This window comes from Ideonella sp. A 288, assembly GCF_002198735.1.
In the GTDB taxonomy this organism is placed as follows: domain Bacteria; phylum Pseudomonadota; class Gammaproteobacteria; order Burkholderiales; family Burkholderiaceae_C; genus Pseudaquabacterium.
The window spans coordinates 1-5,665 of record NZ_MWLO01000025.1 but is presented as its reverse complement, the minus strand read 5'-3'; the positions used below and the strand labels follow the sequence as shown (position 1 = coordinate 5,665).

Annotated in this window: 4 protein-coding genes and 1 pseudogene; 2 read left to right on the top strand and 3 right to left on the bottom strand. The window is 73.8% G+C overall.

What is annotated here, in order from left to right; translation table 11 throughout:
- Position 1: 1 nt before the first annotated feature.
- Both EOINJALH_RS01235 and EOINJALH_RS01230 read right to left on the bottom strand, forming a co-directional pair.
- On the bottom strand, positions 2-796 hold the full coding sequence (locus EOINJALH_RS01235) for a PhaM family polyhydroxyalkanoate granule multifunctional regulatory protein (protein ID WP_088278494.1): 795 nt from the start codon (positions 794-796) through the stop codon (positions 2-4).
- 66 nt (positions 797-862) lie between these two features.
- Positions 863-1,960 (bottom strand): TraB/GumN family protein, encoded by a 1,098-nt coding sequence (locus EOINJALH_RS01230; protein WP_158219607.1) that lies wholly within the window; start codon positions 1,958-1,960, stop codon positions 863-865.
- A 266-nt stretch (positions 1,961-2,226) separates the two neighbouring features.
- Between EOINJALH_RS01230 and EOINJALH_RS01220 the strand changes: the two genes are divergently transcribed.
- Positions 2,227-4,245: a prolyl oligopeptidase family serine peptidase gene (locus EOINJALH_RS01220; protein WP_088278491.1), complete on the top strand. Its 2,019-nt coding sequence runs from the start codon at positions 2,227-2,229 to the stop codon at positions 4,243-4,245.
- A gap of 90 nt (positions 4,246-4,335) precedes the next feature.
- Here EOINJALH_RS01220 and EOINJALH_RS01215 read toward each other — a convergent pair whose 3' ends face one another.
- Positions 4,336-5,340 carry a fumarylacetoacetate hydrolase family protein gene (locus EOINJALH_RS01215; protein WP_088278490.1) on the bottom strand — a complete coding sequence of 335 codons (1,005 nt, stop codon included), beginning with the start codon at positions 5,338-5,340 and terminating at the stop codon, positions 4,336-4,338.
- A gap of 34 nt (positions 5,341-5,374) precedes the next feature.
- Between EOINJALH_RS01215 and EOINJALH_RS01210 the strand changes: the two are divergent.
- Positions 5,375-5,665: pseudogene (locus tag EOINJALH_RS01210) on the top strand (hypothetical protein); the annotation flags it as partial.

Sequence of the window (5,665 nt, the reverse complement as noted above, 5' to 3'; positions counted from 1 at the left end):
GTCAGCGGCGGGGGGCGGCGGGCTTCTTGGCCGCGGCCTTCTTGCGGGCAGTGCCCGTGGCGGCCTTCTTCGCGGCGCCCTTGGGGCCTGCGGGGGCCGATGCCGCGGCGCTGGTGGCCGGCCGGCTGGTCGCCCGGGACGCGGGCTTGGCGGCGGGCGTGGTCATCGCCATGCTGGCGGCCTTCTTCATCGACTCGCTGGCCGCGTTGGCGGCCTCGAAGCCCTGCTTCACCATCGAGCCGGCCAGGTTGCGGGCGGCCTCGGCTGTGCTGTCCTTCATGGCGTTGGCGGCCAGTTCGGTGAACTGCTGCGTCAGCGCGCCCCACCACTGCATCGGGTCGGGCACGCCCGGCGGCACCTGGGGCGCGGCCGCGGCCTGGGGCTCGGCTTCGGCCTCGGGTTCCGGATCGGGGGCCTTCGGGCTGAAGGCGTAGCGCGAGGCGGCCTTGGGCGGCGGCGCGGCCTCGGGCTCGTCGTCGGCCGGCGCCGGCTCGGGCATGCGGATCTTCAGCGATTCGGCCAGGTCGCCGAGCTGCACGTTCATGGTCTTCAGCGTCGTCAGCGTCATGCGCTGCACTTCGAGCGCCTGGATCGTGGCGCCCAGCATGCGGGCGTTCTGCTCGAGCCAGAACTGCACCGTGCGCAGCTCCTCGATGCGTTTCTCGATCTCCTCGGGGTCGAGCGTCGGGGCGATCCAGTGGCCGACGTTGGGCAGCGAGGCGCCGGCGTTCTTCACCAGGCCTTGCAGGAAGTCGAATCCGGGCACCATCTTCGTGAAGTCGGTGGGGTCGCTCATGGGGTCTCCTCTTGTGTCTCGGGGGGTGAACAGCCTGCCCCATGGTAGCCGCGGGGCGGTGCAAAGTCACATCGGCGCGAAGGCGATGCGCTCGACCTTGAAGCCGCGCTGCGCCAGCAGCCGCGGCAGCGACTGGGGACCGCTCATGTGCAGCGCGCCGACGGCGGCGAACAGCCGCTTGCCCTGCGCGTGCAGCGCATCGATGCGCTCGGCCAGGTGCGGGTTGCGCTCGTCGTTCAGGCGCCGCATGAAGGCCCGGTCGGCCTCGTCGGTGGTGCACTCGCACCAGCGCTCGTACTGCTCCAGCTCGTCGAGCTGGCCGAGCTCCCACACCTGCGCCATGCGCTGCAGCGTGCGCCGCACGATGCCGCGCTCGAGCTGGTCCAGGCTCTGCTCGGTCAGGTGCACCGCGGCCGTGGCGTCGGACGGGATCAGCGCCGCCACCTGCCGCTGCGGCGTCTCGAGCGAGTGCACCGCCTTGCCGCCGGCACGCGCCAGGCCGCCGAGCACCAGCTCTTGCGCGTACGACGGGTCCAGGCCGTCCCAGCGGCCGGCCAGCACGGTCAAGGTGGTGGCCTGGATCACCGGGTGCATCGACGACAGCGCCTGCGCCGGCAGGCAGGCGGCGGCCACCTGGCGCGCCAGCCGCTCGGCCAGCGCCGGCGGCAGCACCGGCGTCTGCGCGGTGGCGCGCATCAGCTCGGCCACCTCGCCGGTGACGGCGGGGTCGCCCAGGTCGAGCTCCAGCGCCAGCGTGTCGGCGCCGTCGAGCGCGGCGCGCACCCGGGGCCCGGGGAAGGCCCATTCGAGCCGGCCCAGGTGCACGGTGCCGTAGAGCCAGGCCTCGCGTCCATCCTTGCTCAGCCGCCACAGGAAGCCCCGGTCGCGGGCGGCACGGGCGTGGGCCTGCAGCGCCTTGGCGTCGGGCGCCTGGGCCACGGGCGGGCAGGCCGCGGGCTGCGGCGCGGCCGTCTTGCCCGCTCGCGGCGCCGAGGCCGCCTCCTCGGCCTGCGCGTGTGCGCCCGTGGCCACCAGGCCCGCCAGAACCAGGGTGGCCAGGTGACGCGCGGTGCGGCGGATGGCATGGCGAATGGTGTGGCGGCAGGTGCGGCAGATCGCGCCGGGCGGGGTGGGTCGGTCCGCGAGAACGGTGAGAGCGGGCATGGGCTGGGCCGCGACAAGCGGCCGCCGGCAGGGTGGGGCGTCCACGATGCCACAGTTTCGCAGCGGTCGGCCCCCGGGGCGGCGCGCCGAAGCTGTCTGCCTGGGGGGCTGGCTGTCATCGCCACCTGTGCCGATGACGGCCGTGCCGCACTGCGCTATGCTGAAAAGTGCACGGCATCGCGGTCGGAGGGGGCATGGCACCAGCGGAATCGGGGAGCGGCGCGGCGCGCCATCGCGGCAAGGCTGCCGCTGTGCGAGGGGTCCTGATGGCGTGGCTGGCGATGCATGCGGTTGCGCTGCTGGCGCAGCCGGCCGCACCGGCAGCACCACCGTCCGCGCCCGCAGCAGCGGCCGCCGAGCCCGCGGGCGCGGTGCCGGTCGAGGCCTTCTTCCGGCACCCGGACCTGGCCGCCGCCCGGCTGTCGCCCAGCGGACGCCGCCTGGCGCTCACCATGCGCGTGGGCGAGCGCCTGGCGCTGGCCGTGCTGGACCTCGACGCCGGCGCGGCGGCCAAGGTGGCGGCGCGCTTCGCCGACGCCGACGTCGGCGATTTCCACTGGCTGGGCGACGACCGGCTGGTGCTGGACACCATCGACCTGCAGGCCGGGTTGGGCGATCAACGCTATCAGCCGGGCCTGTTCACCGTGGCCGCTGACGGCACCGACCTGCGCATGCTGATCGCCACCGAAAGCACCTTCCTGCGGCAGGCGTCGATCGCCCGGCAGCCATTGGACTGGAACCATCACCTGCTGGCAGTGCCGCAAGGCGGCAGCGACGAGATCATCGTCGGCCGGCGCCAGGGCAATGCGGGCCATGACCTGGTGGGCGTGGTGCCCCTGCGCCTGAACGTGAAGACGCTGCGGGTGCGCAACCTCGCCGCCGGCACGCCCGAAGGCGCCGTCGACTGGTGGCTCGATCGGCAGGGCGAACTGCGAGCGGCCGCGCGCCTGCGCGAGGGCCGGCAAAGCGTCTTCTGGCGTGCGCCCGGCAGCGACGAATGGCGGCTGCTGGCGACCATGCCCGATGCGGCGCGCCCATGGTGGCCGCATTCGGTCGACGACGACGGCGGGCTCTATGTCACTGAGTCGTCCGGGTTGGACGGGGTGTCGGTGCTCAAGCGCTTCGACTTCGCGGCCGGCCGTCCGGCGGCCGAGGCCCTGGTCAGCACCCCGGGGTTCGACTTCTCGGGCGCGCTGCTGCACGACCTGACCGGCCCGGTGCTCGGCGTGCGCGCGCTCACCGATGCCGAGACCACGGTGTGGTTCGACGCCGCGGCCAGGCGCTGGCAGGCCGAGGTCGACCGGCGGCTGCCCGGCCGCGTCAATCAGCTGAACTGCCGCCGCTGTGCGGGCGCCGAACCCGTGGTGCTGGTGCGCTCCTGGTCCGATCAGCAACCGAGCGAATACTGGCTCTACCGGCCGGGCCGCGCCCAAGGCGACTGGCAGGCCATCGGGCGTGCGCGCAAGGACATCGACGCGCGCGGCATGGCCACGCTCGACCTGCACCGCGTGCGCACCCGCGACGGCATGGACATGCCGGTGTGGCTGACGCTGCCGCCCGGCGCGAAAGGCGCGGGCCCGTGGCCGGCGGTGGTGCTGGTGCATGGCGGGCCGTGGGTGCGCGGCGCCACCTGGCGCTGGGACGTTGAGGCGCAGTTCCTGGCCTCGCGCGGCTACGTGGTGATCCAACCCGAGTTCCGCGGCAGCACCGGCTACGGCGCCCGCCACTTCCAGGCCGGGCGGCGGCAATGGGGCCGCGCGATGCAGGACGATCTGCTCGATGCCCTGCAGTGGGCCATCGGGCGCGGCACGGTCGACGCCAAGCGCGTCTGCATCGCCGGCGGCAGCTACGGCGGCTATGCCGCGCTGATGGGCCCGATCCGCCATCCCGAGGCCTACCGCTGCGCCATCGCCTGGGCCGCCGTCACCGACCCGGCGAGGTTGATGGACCGCTGGAGCGCGTGGAGCGACATGTCCGACGAGGCGCGGCGCTATGCGCTGCCCGAACTGGTGGGCGACCCCGTCAAGGATGCGGCGATGCTGACCGAGGTGTCGCCGCTGGCCCAGGCGGCACGCCTGAAGGTGCCGCTGCTGCTGGTGCACGGCGCGCAGGACCGACGCGTGCCCATCGACCACGGCGAGCGCCTGCGCGATGCGCTGAAGGCCGCGGGCCGCCCGCCCGAGTGGGTGGTGTACGCCGACGAGGGCCACGGCTTCCTGCGCGTCGGGAACCGGGTCGATTTCGGCCGCCGCCTCGAGTCGTTCCTGAAGCAGCACCTGCCGTGAATCCCCCGCGCTGACCTCGCCCGCGGCCCCCCGACGCGGTCGGATCGGCCAGGCCGTCACGACGCGCGCCCTGGGGGCGGACGCCCCGCCTCAGGGCGCGGCCGGTTCGGCCCCGGCGGGCCCCGTCACCGTCTGCTCGATCGCGCCGAACACGCTCTGTCCGTCGCGGCCCTTCACCTCCAGGCGGATGGTGTCGCCGAACTTCATGTAGTCGGTCTTCGGGGCGCCGTCTTCCACGGTCTCGATGGCGCGCTTCTCGGCGATGCAGCTGACGCCGTGCGACGCGTCCTGGTTGCTCACCGTGCCCGAGCCGATGATCGAGCCGGCGCGCACGTTGCGCGTCTTGGCCAGGTGGGCGATGAGCTGGCCGAAGTGGAACTGCATCTCCGGCCCGGTCTCGCACAGGCCGACCTTGCGGCCGTTCCAGGTGCATTGCAGCGTCAGGTGCACGCGGCCGCCCTGCCAGGCCTCGCCCAGTTCGTCGGGCGTCACCGCCACCGGGCCGAAGGCGGTGGCCGGCTTGCTCTGCAGGAAGCCGAAGCCCTTGGCCAGCTCACCGGGCACCAGGTGGCGCAGGCTCCAGTCGTTGGCCAGCATCAGCAGGCGCACGCCGTCCAGCCCCTGCTCGGGCGAGGCGCCCATGCCGACGTCGCCGGTGACCACGGCCAGTTCGCCCTCGAAGTCGATGCCCCAGGCCTCGGCACCGAAGTAGGCGTCGTCGCAGGGGCCGAGGAAGTCGTCGCTGCCGCCCTGGTACATCAGCGGGTCGGTGAGGAAGCTCTCGGGCATGTCGGCGCCGCGCGACTGGCGCACCAGCTTCACATGGTTCAGGTAGGCCGAGCCGTCGGCCCACTGGCAGGCGCGCGGCAGCGGCGCCATGCACAGCCGCGGGTCGAACGGGAAGGCGTGCCGCGCCTTGCCCTGGTTCACGGTGACGAACAGGTCCTCGAGCTGCGGCGACAGGAAGTTCCAGTCGTCCAGCACTTGCTGCAGCCGGGTGGCGATGCCGGTGGCGAAGTGGGCCAGGCCCAGGTCGCGCGAGACGACGACCAGCTGGCCATCGCGCGAGCCGTCCTTGTAGGTGGCGAGTTTCATGGTGTCGAGGTCCGGTTGATGGCAGCATTGTCCGATGCCTGCCCTGCCGTCTTCGCAGCCCCGCCGCGTGGCCGGCGCGGCCGCTGCGCTGCTGCTGGTGCTGGGGCTGCACGCCTGGTTGCTGGGGCGCTGGGCGGTCACTGAAGCGCCGGGCGTGGGTGGGCCCGCGCCGGTGCCGGCCGCGCTGCGGGTGCGCAGCGTGCAGGCGCTGGCCGTCGGGCCGGTGGCCGGGGCCGACGCGGAGCGTCCTCGGCCGGCCGCCACGCCCCGCCCGCTGCCTACGGATCGCGCCATGGCGGTCACCCAGGCGGGCGGCGTAACGCAG

Excerpts from the sequence above, each read along its gene's own strand:
- EOINJALH_RS01235 (WP_088278494.1), bottom strand. The coding sequence starts at position 796 with ATGAGCGACCCCACCGACTTCACGAAGATGGTGCCCGGATTCGACTTC.
- EOINJALH_RS01215 (WP_088278490.1), bottom strand. The coding sequence starts at position 5,340 with ATGAAACTCGCCACCTACAAGGACGGCTCGCGCGATGGCCAGCTGGTC.
- EOINJALH_RS01220 (WP_088278491.1), top strand. The coding sequence starts at position 2,227 with ATGGCGTGGCTGGCGATGCATGCGGTTGCGCTGCTGGCGCAGCCGGCC.
- EOINJALH_RS01230 (WP_158219607.1), bottom strand. The coding sequence starts at position 1,960 with ATGCCCGCTCTCACCGTTCTCGCGGACCGACCCACCCCGCCCGGCGCG.